The sequence below is a fragment of the Mesorhizobium sp. PAMC28654 genome, from assembly GCF_020616515.1.
In the GTDB taxonomy this organism is placed as follows: Bacteria; Pseudomonadota; Alphaproteobacteria; order Rhizobiales; family Rhizobiaceae; genus Mesorhizobium.
In genome coordinates this window covers 4,166,214-4,188,298 of the sequence record NZ_CP085135.1, presented here as the reverse complement: position 1 = coordinate 4,188,298, position 22,085 = coordinate 4,166,214, and the positions used below count along the sequence as shown (strand labels likewise).

At 63.2% G+C, this 22,085-nt stretch carries 21 protein-coding genes; 3 read left to right on the top strand and 18 right to left on the bottom strand.

The window, feature by feature from the left end; genetic code table 11:
• Window positions 1-76: 76 nt before the first annotated feature.
• The 9 genes from LGH82_RS20495 to rplS all read right to left on the bottom strand — a co-directional run bounded on the left by LGH82_RS20495 (window position 77) and on the right by rplS (window position 8,651).
• On the bottom strand, window positions 77-1,273 hold the full coding sequence (locus LGH82_RS20495) for a diguanylate cyclase (RefSeq protein WP_227344477.1): 1,197 nt from the start codon (window positions 1,271-1,273) through the stop codon (window positions 77-79).
• 225 nt (window positions 1,274-1,498) lie between these two features.
• Complete coding sequence (gene leuC, locus LGH82_RS20490) at window positions 1,499-2,908, bottom strand: 3-isopropylmalate dehydratase large subunit (RefSeq protein WP_227344476.1); 1,410 nt, start codon at window positions 2,906-2,908, stop codon at window positions 1,499-1,501.
• A 282-nt stretch (window positions 2,909-3,190) separates the two neighbouring features.
• A complete protein-coding gene (locus LGH82_RS20485) occupies window positions 3,191-3,826 on the bottom strand; it encodes a class I SAM-dependent DNA methyltransferase (protein ID WP_227344475.1) in 636 nt (211 codons plus the stop codon).
• A 56-nt stretch (window positions 3,827-3,882) separates the two neighbouring features.
• The gene (locus LGH82_RS20480) at window positions 3,883-4,695 is read right to left on the bottom strand and encodes an amino acid ABC transporter permease (RefSeq protein WP_227344474.1); all 813 of its coding nucleotides are present in this window, start codon (window positions 4,693-4,695) and stop codon (window positions 3,883-3,885) included.
• Window positions 4,696-4,955: 260 nt separating this feature from the next.
• A complete protein-coding gene (locus LGH82_RS20475; protein ID WP_227344473.1) occupies window positions 4,956-5,753 on the bottom strand; it encodes a transporter substrate-binding domain-containing protein in 798 nt (265 codons plus the stop codon).
• A gap of 447 nt (window positions 5,754-6,200) precedes the next feature.
• Window positions 6,201-6,689 carry a MarR family winged helix-turn-helix transcriptional regulator gene (locus LGH82_RS20470; RefSeq protein WP_227344472.1) on the bottom strand — a complete coding sequence of 163 codons (489 nt, stop codon included), beginning with the start codon at window positions 6,687-6,689 and terminating at the stop codon, window positions 6,201-6,203.
• The gene (locus LGH82_RS20465) at window positions 6,686-7,105 is read right to left on the bottom strand and encodes an organic hydroperoxide resistance protein (protein ID WP_227344471.1); all 420 of its coding nucleotides are present in this window, start codon (window positions 7,103-7,105) and stop codon (window positions 6,686-6,688) included. Before LGH82_RS20465 ends, LGH82_RS20470 begins: the two co-directional genes overlap by 4 nt.
• A gap of 95 nt (window positions 7,106-7,200) precedes the next feature.
• Window positions 7,201-8,019, bottom strand: a complete 819-nt coding sequence (locus LGH82_RS20460) for a class I SAM-dependent methyltransferase (RefSeq protein ID WP_227344470.1) — start codon at window positions 8,017-8,019, stop codon at window positions 7,201-7,203.
• Between the two features lie 65 nt (window positions 8,020-8,084).
• Window positions 8,085-8,651, bottom strand: coding sequence for a 50S ribosomal protein L19 (rplS, locus tag LGH82_RS20455; protein WP_227344469.1), 567 nt, complete (start codon window positions 8,649-8,651; stop codon window positions 8,085-8,087).
• Between the two features lie 306 nt (window positions 8,652-8,957).
• Between rplS and LGH82_RS20450 the strand changes: the two genes are divergently transcribed.
• On the top strand, window positions 8,958-9,710 hold the full coding sequence (locus tag LGH82_RS20450) for a sulfite exporter TauE/SafE family protein (protein WP_227344468.1): 753 nt from the start codon (window positions 8,958-8,960) through the stop codon (window positions 9,708-9,710).
• On the opposite strand, the gene trmD is transcribed toward LGH82_RS20450, so the two are convergent.
• Together trmD and rimM are read right to left on the bottom strand one after the other, a co-directional pair.
• Window positions 9,692-10,396 (bottom strand): tRNA (guanosine(37)-N1)-methyltransferase TrmD, encoded by a 705-nt coding sequence (gene trmD / locus LGH82_RS20445; protein ID WP_227344467.1) that lies wholly within the window; start codon window positions 10,394-10,396, stop codon window positions 9,692-9,694. The two genes, LGH82_RS20450 and trmD, sit on opposite strands and share 19 nt — an antisense overlap.
• Window positions 10,393-10,992: a ribosome maturation factor RimM gene (rimM, locus tag LGH82_RS20440; RefSeq protein ID WP_227344466.1), complete on the bottom strand. Its 600-nt coding sequence runs from the start codon at window positions 10,990-10,992 to the stop codon at window positions 10,393-10,395. The genes trmD and rimM overlap by 4 nt, the downstream gene beginning before the upstream one ends.
• 116 nt (window positions 10,993-11,108) lie before the next feature.
• Between rimM and LGH82_RS20435 the strand changes: the two genes are divergently transcribed.
• Together LGH82_RS20435 and LGH82_RS20430 are read left to right on the top strand one after the other, a co-directional pair.
• Window positions 11,109-12,047 (top strand): tyrosine recombinase XerC, encoded by a 939-nt coding sequence (locus tag LGH82_RS20435; RefSeq protein ID WP_227344465.1) that lies wholly within the window; start codon window positions 11,109-11,111, stop codon window positions 12,045-12,047.
• 74 nt (window positions 12,048-12,121) lie between these two features.
• Complete coding sequence (locus LGH82_RS20430) at window positions 12,122-13,189, top strand: TraB/GumN family protein (protein ID WP_227344464.1); 1,068 nt, start codon at window positions 12,122-12,124, stop codon at window positions 13,187-13,189.
• A 2-nt stretch (window positions 13,190-13,191) separates the two neighbouring features.
• Here LGH82_RS20430 and LGH82_RS33705 read toward each other — a convergent pair whose 3' ends face one another.
• The 7 genes from LGH82_RS33705 to LGH82_RS20395 all read right to left on the bottom strand — a co-directional run bounded on the left by LGH82_RS33705 (window position 13,192) and on the right by LGH82_RS20395 (window position 22,026).
• Window positions 13,192-13,971 carry a DUF2867 domain-containing protein gene (locus tag LGH82_RS33705; RefSeq protein ID WP_413771375.1) on the bottom strand — a complete coding sequence of 260 codons (780 nt, stop codon included), beginning with the start codon at window positions 13,969-13,971 and terminating at the stop codon, window positions 13,192-13,194.
• 299 nt (window positions 13,972-14,270) lie between these two features.
• On the bottom strand, window positions 14,271-15,677 hold the full coding sequence (lpdA, locus tag LGH82_RS20420; RefSeq protein ID WP_227344463.1) for a dihydrolipoyl dehydrogenase: 1,407 nt from the start codon (window positions 15,675-15,677) through the stop codon (window positions 14,271-14,273).
• A 24-nt stretch (window positions 15,678-15,701) separates the two neighbouring features.
• Entirely contained in the window at window positions 15,702-16,454 is a 753-nt protein-coding gene (locus LGH82_RS20415; RefSeq protein ID WP_227344462.1) for an SDR family oxidoreductase, read from the bottom strand.
• Window positions 16,451-16,927 (bottom strand): hypothetical protein, encoded by a 477-nt coding sequence (locus LGH82_RS20410; protein ID WP_227344461.1) that lies wholly within the window; start codon window positions 16,925-16,927, stop codon window positions 16,451-16,453. The genes LGH82_RS20415 and LGH82_RS20410 overlap by 4 nt, the downstream gene beginning before the upstream one ends.
• A gap of 32 nt (window positions 16,928-16,959) precedes the next feature.
• The gene (locus tag LGH82_RS20405) at window positions 16,960-17,679 is read right to left on the bottom strand and encodes a DUF4241 domain-containing protein (RefSeq protein ID WP_227344460.1); all 720 of its coding nucleotides are present in this window, start codon (window positions 17,677-17,679) and stop codon (window positions 16,960-16,962) included.
• A 16-nt stretch (window positions 17,680-17,695) separates the two neighbouring features.
• Window positions 17,696-18,988: a 2-oxoglutarate dehydrogenase complex dihydrolipoyllysine-residue succinyltransferase gene (gene odhB / locus LGH82_RS20400; RefSeq protein WP_227344459.1), complete on the bottom strand. Its 1,293-nt coding sequence runs from the start codon at window positions 18,986-18,988 to the stop codon at window positions 17,696-17,698.
• Between the two features lie 50 nt (window positions 18,989-19,038).
• Entirely contained in the window at window positions 19,039-22,026 is a 2,988-nt protein-coding gene (locus LGH82_RS20395; protein WP_227344458.1) for a 2-oxoglutarate dehydrogenase E1 component, read from the bottom strand.
• Between the last annotated feature and the right edge of the window lie 59 nt (window positions 22,027-22,085).

Genomic DNA, 22,085 nt, shown 5'->3' with positions numbered 1-22,085 from the left:
ATGGCTTCGGACTCCGTCCGGCACCAAATCACCGACGGGCGAAAAAGACGTTAACGCGGCACGGAATTCCCTGGGGTCAGCTGGCCTTGTACGACTCCGCGACGAAGGCCGCTTCCGGCCGCTCGTAGGACAGCCGCACGCTGTCGCGGCCGTTCTTCTTGGCTTTGTAGAGGGCCTCATCGGCGCGACGCATCAACGGCTCCAGCCCCTCCTCCCCGGTGCGGGCCGCCACGCCAAAACTCGCCGTCACCCTGGTGCCCGGAGGAAGCCCATCCACGCCTCCCGCTGAATACAGGACGCGAATGGCTTCGGCGAACAGCCGCGCCGCCCCGAGATCGGTCAACGGCAGCAGCACCGCGAATTCCTCGCCGCCGACGCGGCCGGCAACCCCTCGGGCACCCGCGGCCGTGCGAAGCTTGGCGGCAAAGTCGGCGATCACCCGATCTCCCGCCGCGTGTCCATGCACATCGTTCAGCAGCTTGAAATGATCGAGGTCGGCCAGCACCAGCGCCACCGGGAATCTAGCCGCGGCGCAGCGTTGCAAGAGGTGAGCCGCGCGTTCCTCGAAGCCGCGACGGTTGAGAAGACCCGACAGCGGATCCGTATAGGTCTCGGTCTTCAGCGCCTTCATCACATCGAGCGCGGCGGCGGTGAAAAGGCAGAGCGCGATGAGCAGCGACAGCAGCGCATGCGACAGCAGCGCCGTCGTCCAGTAGGACGAGCCATAGAACCCGTCGTAGCTGGTGAAGGGGCCGTGGATGGCCACGATGATGATCGTTCGCACGAAGAAGTTGACCGCCGACATCAGCGACAGCACGAACAGGATCATTTCCGTCGGGCCATTGTTTCGAACCGGGCGCAATTCGGCGGCGGCAAGCAGCCCCAGGCCGCCAAAGGCAAAATTCATCGCATAGATACGCCACGTCAGGTCGGGCTGAACGAACATGAACCAGCAGAACGCGACCAGGCCGCCAACCATCAGCGTGCCGATTGCCGCAAAGGGCACCTTGCGGCCATAGCGGGCGACGATCGCACCGACGAGGCAGCTGCCTGCGAAAGTAAAGCACAGGTTGGAGACCAGCTTGGTGAGCGCCATGCCGAAAGGCAGCGTGAAATACTGGAACAGGAAGCCGCCGGCCGACACGGAATAGCTTGCGCCCAGCACGGCCAGGTAGGGTCTATGGCGCTGATAGGACCAAAGCACGAGGAAGGCGGCGCCGAGCGCGAGCGCGATCGTCGGGTTGAGCAGCGCTATGAACAGTCCGACGTCCAAAAGACCCTACTTCCCCTCGCTTCCGTGAGGGAAGACCATAAGGCGCAAGCCCAAACAAGCCGTTAAGCGCAACCGGAAAGACACTGCGGATGCAGCCGAAACCTGGCCGTTTACGCGGATTCCGGTGTTCACGATCGCGTGCGGTCAGCGCAAGGTGTCAGACCAAGAAAAAGGCCCGAACCGCTGTGCGGTCCGGGCCCCTGTCACTGGCATCGAAGGCCAAAGCTATTTCCAGTCGCGGATGTCGACGAAGTGGCCGGCGATCGCCGCAGCCGCCGCCATTGCCGGCGACACCAGATGGGTGCGGCCCTTGAAACCCTGCCGGCCCTCGAAATTGCGGTTCGAGGTCGAGGCGCAGCGTTCATGCGGCTTCAGCCGGTCGTCGTTCATGGCCAGGCACATCGAGCAGCCCGGCTCGCGCCAGTCGAAGCCGGCGGCGAGGAAGATCTTGTCGAGACCTTCGGCTTCCGCCTGTTCCTTGACCAGGCCGGAACCCGGCACGATCATGGCATCGACATGCGCGCTGACCTTCTTGCCTTCGACCACCTTGGCGACGGCGCGCAGGTCCTCGATGCGGCCATTGGTGCAGGAGCCGATGAAGACGCGGTCGAGCGAAATGTCGGTGATCTTGGTTCCCGGCGTCAGGCCCATATAGTCGAGCGCGCGTTGCTTGGAGGTGCGCTTGTTCTCGTCGGTGATATCCTCCGGATTCGGCACGATGCCCTGTACCGAAACGACATCCTCGGGCGAGGAGCCCCAGGAGACGATCGGCGGCAGTTTGGTCGCGTCGAGCACGATCACCTTGTCGAAATGCGCGCCCTCGTCGGACTGCAAGGTCTTCCAGTATTCGAGCGCGGCATCCCAGGCCGCGCCCTTCGGCGCGCGGGGCTTGTCCTTGACATAAGCGAAGGTCGTTTCATCAGCGGCGATCAGGCCGGCGCGCGCGCCGCCTTCGATCGACATGTTGCAGATCGTCATGCGGCCTTCCATCGACAGCGCGCGGATCGCCTCGCCGGCATACTCGATGACATAGCCGGTGCCGCCGGCGGTGCCGATCTCGCCGATGATGGCCAGGATGATGTCCTTGGCGGTGACGCCTTCCGGCAGCTGGCCGTCGACGCGCACCAGCATGTTCTTGGCCTTGCGCTGGATCAGCGTTTGGGTCGCCAACACATGCTCGACTTCCGACGTGCCGATACCATGCGCCAAGGCACCGAATGCGCCATGCGTGGAGGTATGGCTGTCACCGCAGACGATGGTCATGCCGGGCAAGGTAAAGCCCTGCTCCGGGCCGATGATGTGGACGATGCCCTGGCGGATATCGTTCTCGGAATAATATTCGACGCCAAAATCCTTGGCGTTCTTGGCAAGCGCCTCGACCTGGATGCGGCTTTCCTCGTTCTTGATGCCGAACTTGCGCTCGGGCGAGGTCGAGACATTGTGATCGACCACGGCCAGCGTCTTTTCTGGATGCCGGACTTTTCTGCCGCTCAAGCGCAGGCCTTCGAAAGCCTGCGGGCTGGTCACTTCGTGGACGAGGTGGCGGTCGATGTAGAGCAGGCAGGTGCCGTCATCCTGGCGGTCGACGATGTGGTCGTCGAAAATCTTGTCGTAGAGGGTGCGCGGTGCGCTCATGTGCGTAAATCCGTCGATTTGGAAATGGGAAGAGGCAGACGCCGGAGGCCTTCGCCCGGCAAAACCGGCCTAGCTAAGTCGGCTGGTCAACGCGCCGGACAGGCGCGCGGAGAATCGCGACGGCAGGCGTTTTCTGTCCTGCAGCACGAACCCCTTGTAAGCCGGATCGCCAAAAAGCTCTTCCATGGCGTGGCTCATACCAATGTTTTGGGTTTTCGGCAATTGCGGCGTGTCACGCGCGGGTTCTTCCTTCTCCCCTGGGGAGAAGGGAAGATGCGCCCCTCAGATCACTTCGAAGACGAAAGTCTTCACCAAGGCATCAGGCTCGGCAATGGCATAGCAGCGGAACCACGGGCTTTGCTCGACGAGCCCCCATTTGTTCGCCGTCGTGAGTTCATCGAACACGGCCTGAAAGCCGCCGCTCTCGAACACCTGGTCGCGCACCGTGAAGATGGCATGGCCGCCCTTGCGGGTGATGCGCACCAGTTCGTGCAGGCCCGACGCCGGCGCATGGCTGATGGTGAACACGCCGGTGGAGAAGAAAGCGCGGAAATGCCCGTCCGGCCAAGGCAGCGGCCCGCCCAGCATCGCCTGTTTCAACTCGCCGTAGCTATTGCGGCTGCCGGCGATCTTCAGCATGTCGTCCGACAGGTCGAGCCCGGCGATGTCGGCGTAGCCCAGCGCCTTCAGCGATGGCCCCGACAGGCCGGTGCCGCAGCCGGCATCGAGAAGCGGGCCTTCACCGGATGGCACGTGGCGCGCCACCCAGGCGGTGATCAGGAACGGCAAGAGATAGCCCAGCGAAGCGGTCTCGCTGTCATAGGTCGCGGCCCATGCGGCATAGGCCTCGGCCAGCGTTTCCGGCGTATCGGCGCCATAGACGGAATTCAGTGCCGCATTGGCTTTGTCGACGATCATGAGACCTCCCAAACGAGATGTGTGGCCATGATCGTAACGCCGTCCTTGCCTGCGCGCTATTGCTCGTGCTGATGGCGCAGCCGTCGCTCCAGCGCCCTGAGCGCCAGCGACAGGCTGACGGTCAGGATGAGATAGATATAGGCGACGATCGAATAGGTCTCGAAGAAGCGGAAGGAGCCGGCGGCGTACACCTTGCCCATCTGCGTGATGTCAGCGACGCCGAGCACCGAGACCAGCGAGGAATCCTTGACCAGGGCGACAAAATCATTGCCGAGCGGCGGCAGGATGGTGCGTATGGCTTGCGGAAACACGATCAGCCGGAAACGCTGCGCGCGCGTCAGCCCCAGCGCCTTGGCCGCCTCGATCTGGCCTTTCTCGACCGCCTGGATGCCGGCCCGGAAAACCTCCGAGATGAAGGCCGAATAGCCGATGGTCAGCGCCATGATGGCGCGCCACAGCAACGACACGTCGCGCACCAGCAACTCGCCCAACAGGCCGGCACTCTGCAGCGGCGCCGTCACCGCGTTCCAGGCCGCGACGAAGGCCGGCGCACCGACGAAGGCGATCCAGAACAGCAGCACCAGGATCGGCACGCCTCGGATGATCTCGACATAGAAGCGGGCGATCTGCCGCAGCCATCGCGAGCCCGAAAGCCCCATCAGCGCGATGCCGAGTCCTATCGTCGACGCCAATGCGAAGGCGACCACCGTGACGAAGACGGTGACGCCGATGCCCTTGGCGACAGTGGCGAAAACCTGGGTGTAGAGATCACTGCTCGCGACGAAGACGGCCACCGCGGCCGCGATGGCCACGGCGACCGCGAGCCACCAGGGGAAGTCGGGTTTGGTGGTCGATGGCGTCGTTGCCATCAGGCGATGTCGCCGGAATGGAAGTCCCGAGAGGGTAGCGCCAAGGCACCCCCCTCTGCCCTACCGGGCATCTCCCCCTCAAGGGGGGAGATCGGATGTTCGATCAGCTTTCGCCAATCATCAAAGTCAGTTGGAGGCCGCCGGTGGTTGAACAGCCCATCTCCCCCCTTGAGGGGGAGATGCCCGGCAGGGCAGAGGGGGGTGCTCACGCGCAAACTCAGCGCGAGTTCTCGCACGCGCACCGTTCTCAACAAGACGAACTACTGCCCCATCTTGTAATCAAGAAACCACTTCTTGTTGAGCGCGTCGAAGGTGCCGTCGGCCTTCAGCGCCGCGATCGCCGCGTTGACCGGCTTCACGAGGTCCGACCCCTTGGGGAAGATGAACCCAAAATCCTCGCTGCCGAGCGGCCCGCCGATCAGCTTCAGCTTGCCGCCGGAGGCGTCGACATAGCCCTTGCCCGCCGTGCCGTCGGTCAGCACCACATCGACGTCGCCCGATTTCAAAGCCTGCACCGTGGCGCCGAACGTCTCGAACAGTTTTATGCGCGGGTTCTGCTCATTGCCGTCGAGCACGCTGTAGACAGCGGTGTAGAACGGCGTCGTCCCCGCCTGCGCGCCGACCAACCCGTCCTTGAAGGCCCCAAACGTCTTGGCGTCGGTGAAGCGGCTCTCATCGCCGCGCACCAGCATGAACTGTTCCGAGCGCATGTAGGGGTCGGAGAAATCGACCTTCGCCTTGCGGTCGTCCTTGATGGTGATGCCGGTCATGCCGATGTTGTACTGGTTGTCTGAAACCGCCTGGATCATCGCGTCCCAGGAGGTGTTCTGGTACTCGACGGAAAAATTCAGCCGCTTGGCGATCTCGTTCATCGCGTCATATTCCCAGCCGATCTGTTTTCCCGTCTTGGAATCGATGAACTGCAGCGGCGGATAGGCGTTTTCCGTTACCACCACCACCTTCTTGCCGCCGAGGTCCGGCAGCGCCTGCGCGAAGGCGGCGACGGGCACGAGAAGGCAAGCCAGCAGGCCGGCCAGCAACAGCTTCGATTTGGTCATGACATACCCCCAGAAATTGAACCGCCCGGGCACGGTCCGGGCTTGCAGGAAAATCCGGCGCCGACTTTAGCTTTCCGCAAGCGTCATGCAAGACGGTCCGCTGCGTCAGCTCGCGCGAAAACGGATTCGGATGCCTTCAATCCCGGGATTTCGGGATGATCCGTGCCCTGGCAATGAACATCTGCGCTGGCGGCTAGATCTCTACGACGCGCAAAGGAACCACGGTCGACGGAGGATAGCTTCGTCCTGCCAATTGCCCCAAACAACTTCGGCTCTCAAAGATCGCCCTCGTAGGCTGAAACTTATCACGTCGCAGACTATCGGAGCAGCACCTTCAAAAACAGTCTCTTCTTCCGTAAGATCACGCTCCGTAAGCAGCCTGCCGTCTTTGAAGAGCATCCTCTTGACCCGGTATGGCATGGGCTGCTCCGAACAATCGTTTCCAGATTATATTTCATCAGTCGCTTCGCGCAGTCCGTCGATCAGCCGGGTCAAGGTGTGATGCAGGGATTTCAGCTCATCGCCATCGAGCGGCGAATGGCAGCGCATCGCTGTCGATACCGCCTTGGCGCTCTCGCGCAGCGCCCGGCCTTGCTGCGTCGGTTCGACCAGCACGCGGCGTTCGTCGGCGGGATCGCGCTGGCGCGTGACCAGGCCGTTGGCTTCCAGCCGCTTGAGCAGTGGCGTCAGCGTCGCTGAATCAAGCCCCAGCGTTTCGCCGAGTGCGCCGACGGTGCGCGGTGCATGTTCCCACAACGCCAGCATGGTCAGATATTGCGGGTAGGTCAGGCTAAGCGGCTCGAGCAGCGGTCGGTAAAGCCGAGTCATCAGCCCGCTCGCCGAATAGAGCGCGAAGCACAGATGCTGATCGAGCCTCGGTATCCCGGCGAAATCCGCCGGGACGTCCAGGGGCGTGGATGTGATCTTGGTGGTCATGTCGCCTTTGCCGAAAGCGCCACCTCGATATTGCCCTTGATGGCGTTGGAGTAGGGGCAAACCTGATGCGCCGCCGATACAAGCGCGTCCGCCGCCGCCTGATCAAGACCTTTCGTTTCGGCCGCCAGGGAAACGCCAAGCACGAAACCGCCCTGGTCGTTGGAATGCAGGCTGACATTGGCCGTCACCGAGGCATCCTGCAGCGGCAGCTTCTGCTTGCCGGCGATGAAACGCATGGCGCTTTCGAAGCAGGCGGCATAGCCGGCGGCGAAAAGCTGTTCGGGATTGGTGGCGCCGCCCTTGCCGCCCAGTTCCTTGGGCATGGCAAGGTCGAGGCTGAGCAGGCCATCTTCGCTCTGGACATGGCCGGCGCGGCCGCCGACGGCGCGAGCTTGCGTGGAATAGAGTGCGGGCATTTCGTTTTCTCCATTTATCTTGTGCACGATCAATTAATGCACGATCTATTTGGAGTCAATTCACGCTCCGTTGAACGCTTCATGCGGTCCAGGTTTCAGCCGCGTTTCGTCGCGCCGATCGAGAAGGACATCGGAATCGTAGGATAGCCGTCCGGCAGTTCGAACTGGTCCTCGCCGGTCTCGACGACGAAGGGAAACGCCTTCCACACGATGACTTCGTGTTCGTTGAGAAAGTCGACGGAAAGCCCCGCCGACAGGATGGCGTTGACGATGTCGGACAGCGGATGGATCCACTCATAATTGCGCGTATGCGACAGCGCCCTCTCGTCGCCTGTATAGGTCTGGGCTTCGTCGAACACGAGCGGCTTGGCCTGCGGCGTGCGCCAGCCATATTCGAGATCGAGTCGGCCTTCCCTGGCCTCGAATTGCAGCATGGTCGGGTGGCCTTCGAGCAGATAGAGCTTGCCGCCCGGCCTGAGCAGGGTGGCAACCACCCTGGCCCAGGCCGCGATATCGGGCAGCCAGTTGATCGCGCCCCAGGTGACGAACACCATGTCGTAGGTTTGGCCCAGTGCGGCGACCGCATCATAGACCGACGCCTCGACAAAGCGCGCCTCGGTGCCTGCCTTTTGCGCGAACGCGCGCGCCGCGCTGATTGCCTTCGGCGAGAAATCGAGCCCGGTCACGCTTTTCGCGCCAAGATGCTTCAGGCTGAGCGTATCCAGGCCGATATGGCATTGCAGATGGACGATATCCTTGCCCACCAGATCGCCGATCTCGCCGGTTTCCAGCGCATGCAGCGCCGAACCGCCGCCCAGCACTGCGGCGATGCGGTAGCTGCCCGTGCTGTCGGTCGAATGCAGTTCGGCCCGATTGTCCCAGTTCAGGCGGTTGGCGTCGAAGAACGTGTCCATGTTTCTCCTCCAAACGAAAAAAGGCGGCCGAAGCCGCCTTTTCGAAAACCTTGTTCGTCGAAAGCTTATTCGGCGGGGGTCGCTTCAGCGGCCTTGGCTGCTGCTTCGGCTTCGGCGGCCTTGGCTGCCTCGGCGGCGGCCTTCTTCTCGGCGGCTTCCTGCGCTGCCTTCTCGGCGGCCAGCGCCTGGGCAGCCGCGACCTTCTCAGCCTCGATACGGGCCTTCTCGGCGTTCAGCGCATCGCGCTCTTCGTCGTTCAGCTTGCGGGCGCGCACGCCGGTGTTTTCCGAAATACGGGCCGACTTGCCGCGACGATCGCGCAGGTAATAGAGCTTGGCGCGACGCACCTTGCCGCGACGTACGATCTCGACGCCTTCGATCATGGGCGAGTAGACCGGGAACACGCGCTCGACGCCTTCACCGTAGGAAATCTTGCGGACGGTGAAGCTCTCCTGGAAGCCGGCGCCGGAACGGGCGATGACGACGCCCTCATAAGCCTGGACGCGGGTGCGGGTGCCTTCGGTCACGCGGACCTGGACGCGCACGGTGTCGCCGGGCTGGAATTCGGGAAGCTTGCGCTTGGCTTCGATCTTGGCGGCCTGTTCGGCCTCGAGCTGACGGAGAATATCCATCTAAAAATCCACTTCTTGTTCTTCGACAGTCAGAGCGTCCGGCACTCGCCTTGCAGTTCCTATGACCGCTCGGCTATGCCCTTTGTCGGAAGACATCGGGCAGGGGCGACTACACCGTCATTGTTGACGGGTCCGGCAGATTCTTCTTCCGGTTCGGGCGGCACATACAGCTATTTCGACCCTTTGTCACGCCTTGGCCTGAGTCTTTTTTGGCCGCTGTGTGCCGTTTGGCTCTCCGATGCCGGTTGCGCCCCCGCTTCAAGCTTTCTAGAGCAAGCGTGTAGCTTTCTCCAGCGGCAGATCCTCATGTCCGTTTTCGACGCGGTCCTGCTTTTCCTCGCCGGATTTCTTTCAGGCGCCGCCAATGCCGTCGCCGGCGGTGGCACGTTCATCACCTTCGGCGCCATGACATTGGTCGGCTTGCCGCCGATCGTCGCCAACGCAACCTCCTCGGTGACGCAATTCCCGGGCTACATCACCTCGACGCTCGCTTATTGGGATGACATCCGCCATTTCTGGCGCGGCGCGCTGCTGCTGTGCTTCATCTCGGCCGCCGGGGCGCTGGCCGGCGCGCTCATCCTCCTGGCGCTTTCCAATCCGTCGTTCCGCGTCATGGTACCGTGGTTGTTGCTTGCCGCGACAGCCCTGTTCGCCGCCGGGCCCTGGCTGAAACCGGCGTCAAAGCCAGGCGAAGAAGCATCCGTGGGCTCGCTGGCCGGGTCCGTGGCGCAATTCATAACCGCGATCTATGGCGGCTTCTTCGGCGCCGGCATGGGCGTCATGATGCTGGCAACCCTCGGCCTGACCCAGGCCGGCGACTATCACCGCCTGAACGCCCTGAAGAACATGCTGGCGATTGTTATCGCGGCGGTTGCGATCGTCGTCTTCGTGTCCGGCGGGGTCGTCGCCTGGCCGCAGGCGATCGTCATGATCCCGGGTGGCGCGCTGGGCGGCTATGCCGGCGTCTGGATCGCCAAGCGCGTACCGCAGAACGTGGTGCGCGGCTTTGTCATCGCGGTTGGCCTGTTCCTGGCCTTTTACTACTTCGCCAAGGGGTGAGAGCCCGCACCAAGCAGATCCGGCCGCCGCTCCCTGGTCAGCGCCTCCGACTGCGCGCGCCGCCATTGCGCGATCTTCTTGTGATTGCCCGAGATCAGCACGTCGGGGATTGGACGGCCTTCGAATTCCTGCGGCCGCGTGTAGTGCGGATGTTCGAGCAGGCCGTTCTCGAAACTCTCTTCCTCGCCCGACTCCGCATTGCCCATCACGCCCGGCAGCAGCCGCACCACGGCGTCGAGCAGCACCAGTGCCGCCGGCTCGCCGCCCGAGAGGATGAAATCGCCGATCGAAACCTCTTCCAGGCCACGCGCCTCGATCAGCCGTTGGTCGACGCCCTCGAAACGGCCACACAAGATGATGGCGCCAGGGCCGGCGGCCAGTTCGCGCACACGCGCCTGCGTCAGCGGTTTGCCGCGCGGGCTCATCAACAGCCGTGGCCGCGCATCGCCCTCGGGCGAGGCGTGGTCGATGGCCCTGGCCAGCACGTCGGCGCGCATCACCATGCCTGCGCCACCGCCGGCCGGCGTATCGTCGACGGTGCGGTGGCGATCGGTGGCGAAATCACGGATCTGGACGGCTTCCAGCGACCAGGTGCCCGCTTCCAGCGCCCGCCCGGCAAGCGACAGGCCAAGCGCGCCCGGAAACATCTCCGGATAGAGCGTCAATACCGACGCCTTGAACGTCACCGATTGCCCCCGGCATCGCTCGGTCCGCGCGGCCTGCCCTTCGGGTCGAAATCTTCCTCGCGCGGAGCATCGCCATCCTCGTCGTCGACAAGGCCAGCCGCTGCCGGATCGACGCGGACAAACCCTTCGGCGATCGACACTTCTGGCACGGCTGCCTGCGTGAACGGGATCAGCACGCCCTTGCGGCCCGCCAGCGTCACGTCGAGTATGTCGCCGCCGCCGAAATTATGCACGGCGACAACCTTGCCGACGGCCGCACCGGTTTCATCCTTGACCGCCAGCCCGACAAGATCGGCGTGATAGAATTCATCCTCCTCGCCATCATCGGGCAGCATGGAGCGGTCGACAAACAATTCCGTGCCGGCCAGCGCTTCGGCGGCATTGCGGTCGCTGACACCCTTGAAGCGCACCACGACAACCGTGTTGGCGGGACGGATGTCGACGATCTGGAAGGCGCGGCCATCCCTGGCGTAGAGCGGCCCATAATCGGCCAGCGCCAGCGGTTCGCCGGTGAAGGTCTTCACGCGCAATTCGCCCTTGATGCCGTGGGCGGCGCCGATCACGGCCATCTGGACGGGGTTCTGGGGCTTGGTCATGTGGAAAGTATCCTTTGTCCTGCTCTAGCGCCGCCTCGTCCTCATTTCAATGACAGCTCTTCACCGCTTCCTAACCTCGCCATCGCAGGATGGCGCCACGAAAATGAAAGGGCGCCATGCAGGAATTCCTCATCCCCGCCAAACCCGACCTTCAGGCGGCGCGTGAAGCCTGGCTGAAGATGCTGGCTCGCGAACGTCGGCTGTCCCCCGCGACCGTGGAAGCCTATGAGCGCGACACCCGACAGTTCCTGCATTTCCTCACCGGCCATTGCGGCGGCGCGCCCGGCATTTCGGATATCGCCAATCTGCGCCCGGCCGATCTGCGCGGCTTCCTTGCTGCCCGCCGCAATGACGGCGCCGGTGCCCGCACGCTTGGACGCGGACTTGCCGGCATCCGCTCGCTGCTGCGGTTCCTCGAGCGGCGTGGCCTCGCCAACGCGGCCGGAGCAGCAGCGCTGCGCGCGCCGCGCCAGCCGAAATCCCTGCCCAAGCCGCTGACGGCCGCCGATGCAAAGCATGTCGTATCCTTGGAAGGCCAGTTGGCGGAGGAACCGTGGATCGCTGCCCGCAACGCGGCGGTGCTGACGCTGCTTTACGGCTCGGGCCTGCGCATTTCCGAGGCGCTCGGGCTCTTGGGCGCCGATCTCTCATCGCCTGGCGACACCGTCCTGCGCGTCACCGGCAAGGGCGGCAAGACACGGCTGGTGCCGGTGCTGCCCGTGGCGTTGCGCGCCATCGCCGAGTATCGCCGCCTCTGCCCCTATCATCTCGACCCAAAGGGGCTACTGTTTCGCGGCGCGCGCGGCGGCCCGCTTAACCCGGCGATCATCCAGCGCGGCATGGCCAGGCTGCGCTCGGCGCTCAACCTGCCGGACACTGCGACACCGCATGCGCTGCGCCATTCCTTCGCTACGCATCTGCTCGGGCGCGGCGGCGACCTGCGCACCATCCAGGAACTGCTGGGCCATGCCAGCCTGTCGACGACGCAGATCTACACCGGGGTCGACACCGCCAGGCTGCTCGAAATCTACGAGTCCGCCCATCCTCGCGCATGAACGATCGCGTCATCCAGGACAATTTCGCGGCGCGGGTTAACCGTTTCGCCGCTTTTTGGTCCTACTAAGAATCCATGAAACGCGTCATCGCCATCGCAGACCGCGCGGCAGCAGTGTCCCTGAAGCTGCTGGTGGTCGCAAACATCCTGTTTTTCCTATCCTTCCTCGTCATCATGCTGCTGACAGCGGGCAAGGCACACGCCGAAGTGTCTTGCACCGGAACAGACATGCTGTCCGCCCTGCACGCGAGTGACCCGGCCACCTACCAGAAGATCGAGGCGGAAGCGGCGGCGACGCCGAACGGCAAGGGCCTGTTGTGGAAACTGGAAAAGCCCGGCGAAAAGCCGTCCTTCCTATTCGGGACCATGCACATGACCGACCCGCGCGTCACCACGCTGCCGGCAGCCGCGCAGAAGGCCTTCGATGCTTCCGACACGGTCATCATCGAAACGACGGAAGTGCTCGATCAGAAGAAGATGATGGCGGCGCTCCTCAAGGAGCCGGACCTGATGATGTTCACCGACAACACCACGCTGTCGTCGCTGCTGTCGCCGGACGATGCGGCGGCCATGAACAAGGCGCTCGACGCACGCGGCATTCCGCCGGCGACCGTCGCCAAGATGAAGCCATGGATGCTGTCGGCCATGGTGGCGCTTCCAGCCTGCGAGCTGGCCCGCAAGGCCGGCGGCGCGCCCGTGCTCGACGTCAAGCTCGCCGAGGATGCCAAGGCTTCAGGCAAGGCTGTCGAGGGCCTGGAGACCGTCGCCGACCAACTCCATGCCATGGCCTCGCTGCCGATTGCTCTCCACATGAAGGATCTGGTCGAGACGCTGAAGCTTGGCGACAAGGTCAACGACGTCAACGAGACCATGATCGTGCTCTACCAGCGCGGCGACACCGGGCTGTTCTGGCCGCTGTTCCGTGCGGCCATGCCCGGCGAGCAGGACGACCCGGCAGCCTATGCCGCGTTCGAGGAAACCATGATCACCAGCCGCAACAAGGTGATGGTCGATCATGCCCAGCCAATCCTCGCCAAGGGCAACGCCTTCATGGCGGTCGGCGCGCTGCACCTTCCGGGTCCGCAGGGATTGGTCGAGGATTTCCGCAAGGCCGGCTATACTGTCACGGCTGTGGGGCTTTAACTCTACCTGGTCAAAACCTGAGCCAGCATCGCCGGAACGATGATCCGGTGAAATGGCTTGATGATGGCGAGATAGGTCCGCCCGAGCAGATTGTGCGTTTTCACGATCGTCGATGCCGCCACTTCCTGCCGGCCGGCGCCGAGGTCGTTCACCTCCACCAGGATCCGGAAATCGAGATGCCGGTCGTCCAGGCCAAGCACGACCCTGCCGGGCGCCTGGCTTATGAGTGGAAATATACCGATCCTGCTTTCCGGCAACACGTCAGGTCCAGCTCCCGTCTTCAACCCGAAGGGCCTGACGGCGAGGTTGCGTAGCTGCGTCAGCCGGCCGATCCATCTCGGTGATCGTCCCAGAGCGCGTTCGGCCGCGTCAATTGCGGTCAGTGCAAGACCATCGGTTATCAGCACGTAGCGGTCGGCGAACTGAGCGCCGGCAAGAGCAGCGCCGGGATCAGGAAAAGTCTGTGCGGTGGGGGTCATGTCGGCAAATACCTCGCAACCAACGATAGCATCGGTTAGTCTGCCTCGCTGCGTGGCGAAACGCCGCCGGACAGGGCCCGACCGCCTTGTTTTTGGCGTTTTCGATCCTTGGCGTGAAACCTGTTCAAGGATTGCGCGTTGATGGCAGTTGATTGATACTTTTAATCCACGGAGGACACTTTTATGGCGAACCCAAACGATACCGCTCCCCAATCCGGTGGCGGCAGCACCTGGTTGATTGCGCTGGTCGTCATCATACTGGCAATTGTCGCCTACTACGTTTTCGGAAGAAGCGCCGACCATGCGCCGGCACCTGCCGAGGCGCCAGCCGCCAGCACACCAGCTCCTGCACCTGCACCAGCACCGGCAATGAAGCCCGCCGAACCGGCTCCCGCGACCCCAGCGCCAGCTCCCGCAACACCGGCGCCCGCAACGCCCGCTCCGGCTCCTGCTCCTGCACCAGCGCCGGCCCCTGCCGCACCAGCCAACTGATCGGCTCGACATCAAATACGAACGGCCCGCTGAAAGGCGGGCCGTTTTGTTTTGGGGGCTGAATGTCACTACGCGTTCATCCTCGGGCTCGAGGATGACGAAGTCGGCCTTTAAATGTGGATCGGCTTGAAGAAAGTAGCCAGCGCCGCTTCCTTCACCGCTTCCGACATGGTCGGATGCGCATGACAGGTGCGGGCGAGGTCTTCCGACGAGCCGCCAAACTCCATCAGCACCACCGCCTCATGGATCATCTCGCCGGCGCCGAAGCCGACGATATGCACGCCAAGCACGCGGTCGCTCTGCTTGTCGGCCAGGATCTTCACGAAGCCGTCGGTGTGCAGCATGGCGCGCGCCCGGCCATTGGCGCTGAACGGGAATTTCCCGACCTTGTAGTCGATGCCGGCCTTCTTCAATTCCTCCTCGGTCTTGCCGACAGAGGCGATCTCCGGGCTCGTGTAGACGACGCTCGGGATGACGTCATAGTTCACATGACCTGCCTGGCCGGCGATGGTCTCCGCCGCTGCAACGCCCTCGTCCTCGGCCTTGTGGGCCAGCATCGGACCGGCGATGACATCGCCGATGGCATAGATGCCGGGAACATTGGTCTTCAGATGGCCATCTGTCTTGACCCGGCCGCGCTCGTCGACCTCGACGCCGGCTTCCTTCAAGCCGAGGCTGTCGGAATAGGCACGGCGCCCGGTGGCGATCAGCACGACGTCGGCGTCGATGGTTTCCGCCGCGCCGCCCTTCACCGGCTCGAACGTGACGGTAGCGCCCTTCTTCGCCTTGGCGACGCCGGTCACCTTTGCGCCGAGCTTGAACTCGAAACCCTGCTTGGACAACAACCGCTGGAACTGCTTGGAGACCTCGCCGTCCATGCCGCCCAGAATGGTGTCGAGGAATTCGACAACGGTGACCTTGGCGCCAAGCCGCGCCCACACCGAGCCGAGCTCAAGGCCGATGACGCCGCCACCGACCACCACGAGATGGCTGGGCACCTTGTCCAGCGACAGCGCGCCTGTCGACGACACGATCACCTTCTCGTCGATATCGACCTTGACGCCGGGAATGCCGGCGACATCCGAGCCGGTAGCGATGACGATGTTCTTGGTCTCGATCTCCTCGACCTTGCCGTCCTCGCCGGTGACCGACACCTTGCCGGCCGCAATCACCTTGCCGGTGCCGCGAAAGCTGTCGATCTTGTTCTTCTTGAAGAGGAAGGCGACGCCGTTGACGTTGGACGCCACCGTCGTGTCCTTGTGCGTCATCATCTTCTTCAGGTTCAGCTTCGGCGCGCTGATCTCGACACCGAGCGTGTCGAAGGAATGGCCGGCCTCGGCGAACATCTCGGAGGCATGGAGAAGCGCCTTGGACGGAATGCACCCGATGTTGAGGCAAGTGCCGCCAAAGGTCGGGTTCTTCTCGATCACCGCCGTCTTCAGACCTAGCTGCGCCGCCTTGATGGCGCAGACATAGCCGCCTGGTCCCGATCCGATGATAACGACGTCATAAGCCATGATAGTACCCTTTTCGCCTGGCGCTCAGCGGCCGCCACTCACATTCAAGATCGCGCCCGTCGTATAGGACGCCGCATCGGATAGAAGATAGAGAATCGCACGCGCCACTTCATCGGCCGTGCCCGCCCTTTTCATCGGTAGCGTGTCCTGTATCAGGGCGACCCTGTCGGGCTCGCCCGTCGACGCATGCATCTCGGTATCGATGATCCCCGGGCTGACTGCGTTCACCCGGATGCCTTCGGCGGCGACTTCCCGCGCCAGGCCTATGGTGAAACTGTCGATGGCGCCCTTGGACGCGGCATAGTCGACATACTGGTTCGCCCCGCCGATATGCGCCGCCATGGAAGAAAGGTTGACGATAGAGCCGCCCTTGCCGCCGTGACGGGTCGACATGCGCTTCACCGCTTCGCGGGCGCACAGCATCGAGCCGACGACGTTGACGCGCATCATGCGTTCCATGCGGGCCGCACTGATGCCGTCGAGACGTGACATCACATCGAGAACGCCGGCATTGTTGACCAGCGCGTCGAGGCGGCCGAAGGCGCGATCGATCTGCTCGAACATCGACAGGATCTCGGATTCGTTGCCGACATCGGCCTTGATGGCGATGGCCTTGCCGCCGGCTTGCTCGATGTCCTGGACAAGAGCTCCGGCCGCAGCCTCGTTCGACGCATAATTGACCACGACGCGGTAGCCGGCATCGGCGGCAAAACGGCAGGTCGCCGCGCCAATGCCACGGCTGCCGCCAGTAACCAGTGCAACCCGAGCCCCACTCATTCCTGGCAACCCTTCATGACGAAAACGTCCGACGGCACTTTCGAGAATCCGGTGCCGCCATAGGCCAGGGAATGCCGCAGCGATGGCCCGAGATCAGGCAGGATCAGTGTCTTCGGCGCATCGATGCCTTGCGCCGGCAACAGCCCGATCGTGCCCTTGTCGTCAGACGTATAGATGACGCCGCTCCAGAGGGTGCAGGCGGCAAGTTCGCCGCCGGTGACATCGCCCTCGGGACATTTGTACATCAAGGAGCCATTCGGCCGCTCTTCGCCCGTGCTCCACATCACGATGCCGTTCAGCACCACGTTGTTGTCGAGGATCATGCGAAAGGTATTGGTGACGGTCGCCGAGGTGCCGGTTGGGGTGAAGTCGATCTCGGTGCCGCTTTGCGGGTCGCCATAGACTGCGAGTTCGATCGGGCAGGCAGCTCTCGCCGCAGAACCCGCAGCCAGAAAAGCCAGCGAGCCTGCCATAAATCCGATCATGGGCGAAGCAAACTTTGTCATCAGTTGGCCTGGCCGCTTTCTCGGCCATCGGCGTTTTCGAGCACTTCGAAATCGGTCATCAAGACCAGCGGCTCGCCGGCCGCGTCCAATCCCCACCAGGATGTGTACGTCCCGTCGCCCCAGCCAGTGTCGAACATGACGATATTAAGCGGATTGCCAGCAACCGGATTATCCATACCGAACCTGTCGAGGGACCACGCAATGTCAGCAAGATAGTCGTCGAATTCCTCCGGGTCGGATATGAGCGTCATAATCGACGTGTCCATGAACGACGCAACTGCGTCATCGACAATAAATCCGGACTTCCATGCCGACACGCCGCTGCCGTCGCGGGCGAAGGTGGCCAATTCCCATCGCACTGGCAAACCAGGGCCAAACCGCAATACCGCTGCGGCAACCCGGCCTTGCGCCTCGAACAAGGTTACCGGATAGCGTCCCGGTCTGACCTTGCGGCTAAACACAGGCCGCTCCAGCCCGGTGATAAGCGGATCGCAGGCGATGATTTGGCCTGTCGGTAGCTCGAGCTCACCGATCGTGGTGGTGGTGATCTTCCGCTCGGCCATCTCAGCATCGCCGAGGGCAAACACCGCGAGATTGCTGCTCACCTCGGAGACGTCCCAATCGGTGGCCGAAGCGGCCAGCGGCAAAGCGGAGACAACACCCAGCCAGACGAGTCCACCCCGAAACAATCGGCGTAGGGTATCTGGCCAGCCGCTCATTGCGGATCAGCTCCGATCACAGATCCAGCACCAGCCGTTCCGGATCCTCCAGGCTTTCCTTGACGCGCACCAGGAAGGTCACCGCTTCCTTGCCATCGACAATGCGGTGATCGTAGCTGAGCGCCAGATACATCATCGGCCGGATCACGATCTGGCCGCCGACCACCACCGGCCGGTCCTGGATCTTGTGCATGCCGAGGATGCCCGACTGCGGTGCGTTGAGGATCGGCGTCGACATCAGCGAACCATAGACGCCGCCATTGGAGATGGTGAACGTGCCGCCCTGCATGTCGGCGACCGACAGCTTGCCGTCACGCGCGGCGATGCCCAGCCGGCCAATATCCTTCTCGATCTCGGCGATCGACATCTGGTCGGCATTGCGCACCACCGGCACGACGAGGCCCTTTTCGGTACCGACGGCGACGCCGATATGGGCGTAGTTCTTGAAGATGATGTCGGTGGCGTCGATCTCGGCATTGACCGAAGGGATTTCCTTCAGCGCGTGGGTGACGGCCTTGGTGAAGAAGCCCATGAAGCCGAGCTTCACGCCGTGCTTCTTCTCGAACACATCCTTGTATTTGGTCCGCAGCGCCATCACCGCTGACATGTCGACCTCGTTGAAGGTGGTCAGCATGGCGGCCGTCGACTGCGCTTCCTTGAGGCGGCGCGCGATTGTCTGGCGCAGTTTGGTCATGCGCACACGCTCCTCGCGCGATGCATCGTCGCCGGAGGACGGCGCACGAAAGGCAACCGGTGCAGGTGCGGGTGCCGCCTTCGGCATCTCGGCCGGCTGCGACGGCGCACCCTTCGACATGGCGTCGAGCACGTCGCCCTTCAGCACCTGGCCGCGCTTGCCGGAGCCAGAAATCTGATCAACAGCGAGATTGTTCTCGTTGATGAGCTTGGCCGCTGACGGGGCCGGCGGCATGGTGCGCTGTTCAAGCTCGCTCTCGCCGGCGATCTTGGCGCCTTGCGCGGCGGCCTGCTTGGTCGTCGATGCCGCGGTCGGCGCAGAGGCCTGCGCCACGGCGGTTTCCTGCTTCGGCTCGGGGGTTGCCGCCTTCGCGGCGCCGCCTGCCGAGATCGTCCCAAGCAGCGCGCCGACGCCGACGGTTTCGCCTTCCTTGACAGCGATCTCTGTGAGCGTTCCGGCGGCCGCAGCCGGCACCTCCACAGTCACCTTGTCGGTTTCAAGTTCGACCAGCGGCTCGTCGACGGCAATGGCATCGCCGACCTTCTTGAACCATTTGCCGATAGTCGCTTCGGTGACGGATTCGCCGAGAGTGGGAACGCGGATTTCGGTAGCCATTGTGCCTGTCCGTTGCTTTCGGTTCTGTTCTTTATTCGCCCAGATCTGCTCTACTCGCCAAGAGCGTCTTCGAGCAACGCGGCGAGTTGGGCGAGATGCTTCGACATCAATCCGGTCGCCGGCGACGCGGCCGCGGGGCGGCCGGTGTAGCGCACGCGCTGATGCTTGGCGTCGATATGCGCCAGCACCCATTCCAGATACGGGTCGATGAACGACCAGGCGCCCATGTTCTTGGGCTCCTCCTGGCACCACACCATCTCGGCATTGCGGAAGCGCGACAGTTCCGTGATCAGCGCCTTGGCGGGGAACGGATAGAGCTGCTCGACGCGCAGCAGGTAGATGTCGTTGATGCCGCGCTTCTCGCGCTCCTCGTAGAGGTCGTAATAGACCTTGCCCGAGCACAGCACGACGCGGCGGATCTTCGAATCCTTGGCCAGCTTGATCGCCTGGTTGGGCAACAGCTGGGCATCGTCCCACAGCAGCCGGTGGAACGAGCTTTCGCCCGACATTTCCGGCAGTGTCGACACCGCCCGCTTGTGGCGCAGCAGCGACTTGGGCGTCATCAGGATCAGCGGCTTGCGGAAGTCCCGCTTCAGCTGCCGGCGCAATATGTGGAAGTAGTTGGCCGGCGTCGTGCAGTTGGCCACCTGCATGTTGTCTTCGGCGCAAAGCTGCAGGAACCGCTCAAGCCGGGCCGAGGAATGCTCCGGGCCCTGGCCTTCATAGCCATGCGGCAACAGGCAGACGAGGCCCGACATGCGCAACCACTTGCGCTCGCCCGAGGAGATGAACTGGTCGAACACCACCTGTGCACCGTTGGCGAAGTCGCCGAACTGCGCTTCCCAGAGCGTCAGTGCCTTCGGCTCCGCCAGGCTGTAGCCATATTCGAAGCCCAGCACCGCCTCTTCCGACAGCATCGAGTTGATGACTTCATAGCCGGCTTGTGCCGCCGACAGATTGTTGAGCGGGATGTAGCGTGTCTCGTCGCGCTGGTCGTAGAGCACGGAATGGCGCTGCGAGAAGGTGCCGCGTTCGGAATCCTGGCCGGACAGGCGGATCGGATTGCCGTCAAGCAGGATCGCGCCAAAGGCCAGCGCCTCCGCCGTCGACCAGTCGATGCCTTCGCCGGAGTCGATCGCCTGGCGGCGATTTTCGAGGAAGCGGATGATCGTCTTGTGCGCCTCGAAATCCTTCGGCACGTCGGTCAGCTTCTTGCCGATTTCCTTCAGCGTCTTGACCGGCACGGCGGTCTTGCCGCGCCGCTGTTCATCCTGGTTGTCGGCCGTGCGCAGGCCCGACCAGGCGCCGTCAAGCCAGTCGGCCTTGTTAGGCTTGTAGTGCTGGCCGACTTCCCACTCGGATTCGAGGTGCGCGCGCCAGTCAGCCTTGAGCTTGTCGAGCTCGGCCTGGCTGATGTGGCCCTCGGCGATCAGCCGCTCGCCATAGATCTGCACCGTCGTCTTGTGGGTGCGGATGTTGCGGTACATGAGCGGCTGTGTGAAGGCCGGTTCGTCGCCCTCATTGTGGCCGAAGCGGCGGTAGCAGAACATGTCCACCACCACCGGCTTGTGGAACTTCATGCGGAATTCTATCGCCACCTTGGTGGCATGGACAACGGCTTCCGGGTCGTCGCCATTGACGTGGAAGATCGGCGCCTCGATCATCTTGGCGACGTCGGACGGATAGGGCGACGAACGCGAGAAGCGCGGATTGGTGGTGAAGCCGATCTGGTTGTTGATGATGAAATGCAGCGTGCCGGCGACGCGGTGGCCGCGCAGGCCGGACAGGCCGAGGATTTCAGCGATCACGCCCTGGCCGGCGAAGGCGGCGTCGCCATGCAAGAGCAGCGGCAGCACCTTGGCGCGCTCTTCCAGCGGCACGATCTCCTCACGGCTGCGGCCAAACAGATAGTCCTGCTTGGCGCGCGCCTTGCCCATCACCACCGGATCGACGATTTCCAGATGCGAAGGGTTGGCGGTCAACGACAGATGCACCTTGTTGCCGTCGAACTCGCGGTCCGACGAGGCGCCGAGATGGTACTTGACGTCGCCCGAGCCCTCGACCTCGTCGGGTGCGGCCGAGCCACCCTTGAACTCATGGAAGATGGCGCGGTGCGGCTTGGCCATCACCTGGGAGAGCACGTTCAGCCGGCCGCGATGCGCCATGCCGAGCACGATTTCCTTCATGCCGAGCTGGCCGCCACGCTTGACGATCTGCTCCAGCGCCGGGATCAGCGCTTCACTGCCATCGAGGCCGAAACGCTTGGTGCCCTTGTACTTGACGTCGATGAACTGCTCAAAACCTTCGGCCTCGACCAGCTTCTGCAGGATCGCCTTCTTGCCGGTGGCGGTGAAGGAAATCTCCTTGTCGGCGCCTTCGATGCGGGCCTGGATCCAGGCCTTTTCCTCGGGGTCCGAAATATGCATGAACTCGACGCCGAGCGTCGAGCAATAGGTGCGGGTCAGGATTTCCAGCATCTGCCGGACGGTGCCGAATTCGAGCCCGAGCACATTGTCGAGGAAGATCGGCCGGTCGTAGTCGGCGGCGGTAAAACCGTAGTTTTCCGGCGACAGTTCGTTGTAGTCCTCGAGCGGCTTGGCGATGCCGAGCGGATCGAGATTGGCGTGCAGATGGCCGCGCATGCGGTAGGCGCGGATCATCATGATCGCGCGTACGGAGTCGCGCGTCGCCTGGTGCACATCGGCGTCGGAAAGGACGACACCGTTGGTGACCGCCGTATCCTTGACCTTCTTCTCCAGATGCTTCTCGACGATGCCCCAATTGCCGTCGAGCGCCGACACCAGCTCGCCATTGGCCTGCAGCGGCCAGGAGGGCTTGGCCCAGGAGGCGCCCTTGGCGTTCTTGCGCACATCGCCGGCATCGTCCTTCAGACCGGCAAAGAACTCCTGCCAATCGGGGTTGACCGAGGCGGGATCATCCTCATAGGCGGCGTAGAGCGCGTCGATATAGTCGGCGTTGCCGCCATAGAGGAAAGAGGTGAGCGAAAATTGGTCGTTGGCCTGATCTTGTCTTGCCATGTCACCTAGCGGAGCCCTTGCTCCGTCTCCTTAGTTGGAGGGGAGTAGGGGAATAAGGC

Bases quoted from the DNA above. Each gene is read 5' to 3' on its own strand.
- leuC (WP_227344476.1), bottom strand. From the start codon at position 2,908: ATGAGCGCACCGCGCACCCTCTACGACAAGATTTTCGACGACCACATC.
- LGH82_RS20485 (WP_227344475.1), bottom strand. From the start codon at position 3,826: ATGATCGTCGACAAAGCCAATGCGGCACTGAATTCCGTCTATGGCGCC.
- LGH82_RS20480 (WP_227344474.1), bottom strand. From the start codon at position 4,695: ATGGCAACGACGCCATCGACCACCAAACCCGACTTCCCCTGGTGGCTC.
- LGH82_RS20475 (WP_227344473.1), bottom strand. From the start codon at position 5,753: ATGACCAAATCGAAGCTGTTGCTGGCCGGCCTGCTGGCTTGCCTTCTC.
- LGH82_RS20470 (WP_227344472.1), bottom strand. From the start codon at position 6,689: ATGACCACCAAGATCACATCCACGCCCCTGGACGTCCCGGCGGATTTC.
- LGH82_RS20465 (WP_227344471.1), bottom strand. From the start codon at position 7,105: ATGCCCGCACTCTATTCCACGCAAGCTCGCGCCGTCGGCGGCCGCGCC.
- LGH82_RS20460 (WP_227344470.1), bottom strand. From the start codon at position 8,019: ATGGACACGTTCTTCGACGCCAACCGCCTGAACTGGGACAATCGGGCC.
- rplS (WP_227344469.1), bottom strand. From the start codon at position 8,651: ATGGATATTCTCCGTCAGCTCGAGGCCGAACAGGCCGCCAAGATCGAA.
- LGH82_RS20450 (WP_227344468.1), top strand. From the start codon at position 8,958: ATGTCCGTTTTCGACGCGGTCCTGCTTTTCCTCGCCGGATTTCTTTCA.
- rimM (WP_227344466.1), bottom strand. From the start codon at position 10,992: ATGACCAAGCCCCAGAACCCCGTCCAGATGGCCGTGATCGGCGCCGCC.
- LGH82_RS20435 (WP_227344465.1), top strand. From the start codon at position 11,109: ATGCAGGAATTCCTCATCCCCGCCAAACCCGACCTTCAGGCGGCGCGT.
- LGH82_RS20430 (WP_227344464.1), top strand. From the start codon at position 12,122: ATGAAACGCGTCATCGCCATCGCAGACCGCGCGGCAGCAGTGTCCCTG.
- LGH82_RS33705 (WP_413771375.1), bottom strand. From the start codon at position 13,971: ATGGTCGGCGCTTCTTCCGAAAACGTAGTAGGCGACAATTGCCAGTAT.
- lpdA (WP_227344463.1), bottom strand. From the start codon at position 15,677: ATGGCTTATGACGTCGTTATCATCGGATCGGGACCAGGCGGCTATGTC.
- LGH82_RS20415 (WP_227344462.1), bottom strand. From the start codon at position 16,454: ATGAGTGGGGCTCGGGTTGCACTGGTTACTGGCGGCAGCCGTGGCATT.
- LGH82_RS20410 (WP_227344461.1), bottom strand. From the start codon at position 16,927: ATGGCAGGCTCGCTGGCTTTTCTGGCTGCGGGTTCTGCGGCGAGAGCT.
- LGH82_RS20405 (WP_227344460.1), bottom strand. From the start codon at position 17,679: ATGAGCGGCTGGCCAGATACCCTACGCCGATTGTTTCGGGGTGGACTC.
- odhB (WP_227344459.1), bottom strand. From the start codon at position 18,988: ATGGCTACCGAAATCCGCGTTCCCACTCTCGGCGAATCCGTCACCGAA.
- LGH82_RS20395 (WP_227344458.1), bottom strand. From the start codon at position 22,026: ATGGCAAGACAAGATCAGGCCAACGACCAATTTTCGCTCACCTCTTTC.